This is a genomic window from Ornithinibacter sp. (assembly GCF_035443565.1).
Taxonomy (GTDB): domain Bacteria; phylum Actinomycetota; class Actinomycetes; order Actinomycetales; family Dermatophilaceae; genus Fodinibacter.
In genome coordinates this window covers 2,496-6,491 of the sequence record NZ_DAORSO010000126.1, presented here as the reverse complement: position 1 = coordinate 6,491, position 3,996 = coordinate 2,496, and the positions used below count along the sequence as shown (strand labels likewise).

Annotated in this window: 3 protein-coding genes; 2 read left to right on the top strand and 1 reads right to left on the bottom strand. The window is 71.8% G+C overall.

What is annotated here, in order from left to right:
- The first annotated feature begins 72 nt into the window (after positions 1 to 72).
- Positions 73 to 2,538, top strand: coding sequence for a GcvT family protein (locus tag PLL68_RS11440; RefSeq protein WP_324534193.1), 2,466 nt, complete (start codon positions 73 to 75; stop codon positions 2,536 to 2,538).
- A 23-nt stretch (positions 2,539 to 2,561) separates the two neighbouring features.
- Positions 2,562 to 2,840, top strand: a complete 279-nt coding sequence (locus tag PLL68_RS11435) for an Rv1322 family protein (protein WP_324534191.1) — start codon at positions 2,562 to 2,564, stop codon at positions 2,838 to 2,840.
- Between the two features lie 14 nt (positions 2,841 to 2,854).
- Here the strand turns inward: PLL68_RS11435 and PLL68_RS11430 are convergent.
- Positions 2,855 to 3,996, bottom strand: a 1,142-nt coding sequence (locus PLL68_RS11430) for an AI-2E family transporter (RefSeq protein WP_324534189.1), incomplete at its 5' end; no start/stop codon positions are given.

Below are 3,996 nucleotides of genomic sequence, written 5' to 3'. Positions count from 1 at the left end.
CCGCCTGCGTGTTGCCTCCTCTCGACGGGGGAGGGGGAACCGAGCCGGGCGCGGGGTGGATAGGTTGGGCGGGTGAGCACAGCATTGCCGGCGCGGGCCCGGGTCGTCATCATCGGAGGAGGCGTCATCGGCGCCTCGATCGCCTACCACCTGGCGCATCTGGGCATCACCGATGTCCTCGTGCTCGAACGTGACCGGCTGACGTCCGGCACGACATGGCACGCGGCCGGCCTGATGACCTGTTTCGGCTCCACGAGCGAGACGAACACCCGGATGCGGCTGTACTCGCGTGATCTCTATGCCCGCCTGGAGGCGGAGACGGGTGTGGCGACGGGGTTCAAGCCGGTCGGGCTCATCGAGGCGGCTGCGGACGCGGACCGGCTCGAGGAGTACCGCCGGGTCGCGGCGTTCCAGCGCCACATCGGCCTCGAGGTCGAGGAGATCGGCCCGAAGGAGATGGCCGACCTCTTCCCGCTGGCGCGCACCGACGACCTGCTCGCGGGCCTCCACGTGCCGGGCGACGGCCGGGTCAACCCGGTCGACGTCACGATGAGCCTGGCCAGGGGGGCCCGCAACCTCGGGGTCAGGATCGTCGAGGGGGTGCGGGTCGAGCAGGTCGTCACCCGCCCGCGCGGGCTCGTCGAGGAGGTCACCGGGGTCCGCACGGATGCCGGTGACGTCGAGTGCGACGTCGTCGTCAACTGCGCGGGCATGTGGGCCCGTGAGCTCGCCGAGCGCAACGGCGTCGTCGTGCCGAACCAGGCGGCCGAGCACTACTACCTCATCACCGAGCCGATCGACGGCATGAGCCCGGACGCGCCGGTGTTCGAGGACCCGGCCTCCTACGGCTACTACCGCGAGGAGGGCGGCGGCATGATGGTCGGGCTCTTCGAGCCGGTCGCCGCCGCATGGAACGTCGACGGCATCCCACGCGACTTCTCCTTCGGTGAGATCGCCCCCGACTGGGACCGGATGGGCCCCTTCGTCGAGCGCGCCATCGCGCGCGTACCGGTTGTCGAGACCGTCGGCATCCGCACGTTCTTCTGCGGGCCCGAGTCCTTCACCCCCGACCTCGCGCCGGCGGTGGGTGAGGCTCCCGGCATCCACGGCTACTTCGTGTGTGCGGGGCTGAACTCCGTCGGCATCCTGTCGGCTGGCGGGATGGGCCGCATCGTCGCTCAGTGGGTCGCCGACGGCCACCCCGACGTCGACGTCACCGGGTTCGACGTCGCCCGCTTCCGGGACTGGCAGCTCAACCCGACGCACCGAGCGCAGCGCACCGCCGAGATCCTCGGCACCGTGTATGCCGTTCACACCCCGGGCATCGAGCTCACCTCCGCGCGTGGCGAGTTCACCTCACCCGTGCACGACCGGCTGGTCTCGGAGGGTGCCCGTCTGGGTGACGTCAGCGGCTGGGAGTCCGCGGCCTGGTACGCCGGGCGTGGGCAGACCCCCACCGACGAACCAGGCTGGGGGCACCACCCGTGGTTCGCGAACTGGCGCGCCGAGCACGAGGCGGTGCGCGAGGCCGTCGGGCTCATGGACATGTCGTTCATGGCCAAGTTCGCGGTGCGCGGGCCTGATTCCGGCGTGGTGCTCGACCGCCTGAGCGCTGGCGCGGTCAACGAGCGCGACGGGGTCATCACGTACACCCAGTGGCTCGGGGAGGACGGTGGCATCCGGGCCGACCTCACGGTGACCCGCTTGGCGGCGGACGACTTCCTCGTCGTCGTGTCCGACACCGCGCACGGGTCGGCGCTGGGCCAGCTGCGGCGGGCGGTCGGAGACGCCGACGCCACCGTCGAGGACGTCACGACCGAGCTCGCGCTGCTCACCGTGCAGGGCCCCAGCTCCCGCGCGACCCTCGCGCAGGCTGCTCCCGGCGCTGACTGGTCGAGTGAGGCCTTCCCGTTCCGGGCGGCGCGCCGCGTCGACATCGCCGGTGTCGAGGTGCTCGCCATCCGCATCACCTACCTCGGTGAGCTGGGGTGGGAGCTGTACGCGCCCGCTTCGCGCGCGGGCGAGGTGTGGGATGCCGTCCTCGCGGCGGGTGCTGCGCACGGCATCCGACCCGTGGGTCTCAAGGCGTTGTCGAGCCTGCGGATGGAGAAGGGCTACCGCGACTTCGGCCACGACATCGACAACACCGACGACGTCTACGGCGTCGGGCTCGGTTTCGCCGTCGCCCTCGACAAGCCGGGCGGGTTCGTCGGGCGCGAGGCCACCCTGGCGGCCAAGGAGCGGGGCACACCGCACCACCGGCTCGTCCAGGTGCTGCTGAGCGACCCCGAGCCGCTGCTCTTCCACGCCGAGCCGGTGCTGCGCGACGGTGTCGTCGTCGGGGAGGTGCGCTCGGCGTCGTACGGCTGGACCCTCGGCGGCGCGGTGGGCCTGGCGTTCGTCGGCGGCGACGGGCCGGTGACGCCGCAGTGGCTCGCCGACGGGCGGTGGGAGGTCGATGTCGCCGGGACCCGGCATCCGGCCGTGGTGTCGTTGCGTCCGATGTACGACCCGACGAGCGCGCGCATCACGGGCTGACGTCGTCTGGAAGCATGGGCGGCATGCCCAGGGCCAACCGCCGCCGCCGCGACCTCGAGTCCCGGCCGCTCTCGGGCGCCAGCGAGGTCGGTACCCAGTCCTACTCGGGCCGTCCGTGGCACGTCCGCCAGCTGTCGGGGGCGACATCGACCCGTGAGTACCGGTGCCCGGGGTGTCACCAGGGCATTGCCGTCGGTACGCCGCACGTCGTCGTGTGGCCGGCGCAGGGGGTCGGCGGTATCGATGAGCGGCGGCACTGGCACACCCGCTGCTGGTCGGCCCGGCACGCCGCCCGCCCCTGAGCCGTAGGGGGCGGTCAGGCGCGGTTCTGGCGCGGGACCAGCACCTCTTCGTAGAGCAGCAGGAGCCCGGCGGCCACCGGGATCGCGAGCAGGGCGCCGAGCACCCCGAGCAGCGCGCCGCCGGCGAGGGCGGCGACGACGGTGACCGGCCCCGGCACCGACACGGTGCGCTGCATGATCCGCGGTGCCACGAGGTAGTTCTCGAGCTGCTGGTAGATCAGGTAGTACACGCCCGCGATGAGCGCCGTGTTCGGCTCGGAGACGAACGCGATGGCGCACACGAGCACCGCCCCGAGGGTGGCACCGATCATCGGGATGAGCCCGAGCAGGCCGACGGTCACGGCGAGCACCGCGGCGTACGGGATGCCGACGAGGGTCATCATCAGGTACGACAGCACCCCGTTCAGGGTGGCGATGGAGACCTGGCCCAGGGCGTAGGAGCCCACCCGGCGCATGATCTCCTCCGACAGCGGCTCGACGCGGGCCCGCCGCGAGGCCGGCACGAGGGCGTAACCAGCCTGCTTGACGCGCGGCAGCGACCCCAGGAAGTACAGCGTCAGCACGAGCACCGTGAAGACCTGGAAGGTGCCGTTGAGCACGGCTCTGCCCACCCCGAAGATGCCGCCGAGCACCCCCTGGATGAACGACTGGTCCATGGCCCGCGCTCGGATCTCGGCCTGGAGGGTATCCAGGACGTCATAGTTCGCGTCGAGGTCGCGCACCCAGCGGGCATCAAGGAGCTGCTCGACGTATCCGGGGGCCTGTCGCGCCAGTTCCGCCCCTTCGAGGGCGACGGGCGGGATGACCACGGCCAGGATCACGCCGAAGATCACGAGCAACCCGCTGAAGACGGCGGCCACGGCCGCGGCCCGGCGCACGCCCCGCGACACGAGGCCGTCGACGATCGGGCTGAGTGCGAGCGCGATGAAGAGGGAGACGACGAGCAGCGTCAGCGTCGTCGTGATCTGCCCGACGAGCCGCCACAGGCCGATGGCGATGATCGCCCCCGTGGCGCCGAAGAAGCCGATGTAGAACGGCGAGTGGCGGTTGAGCGGGCGGCCGATGACACCGTAGGGCGTGACCGTCGGCTGGGTCGGGTCGACGACGAACGGCGAGGATGCCGAGGTGCGGGATTCCTCGGAGCTCCCGGTGGGGG

Coding starts and splice junctions, on each gene's coding strand:
- PLL68_RS11435 (WP_324534191.1), top strand. CDS start 2,562: ATGCCCAGGGCCAACCGCCGCCGCCGCGACCTCGAGTCCCGGCCGCTC.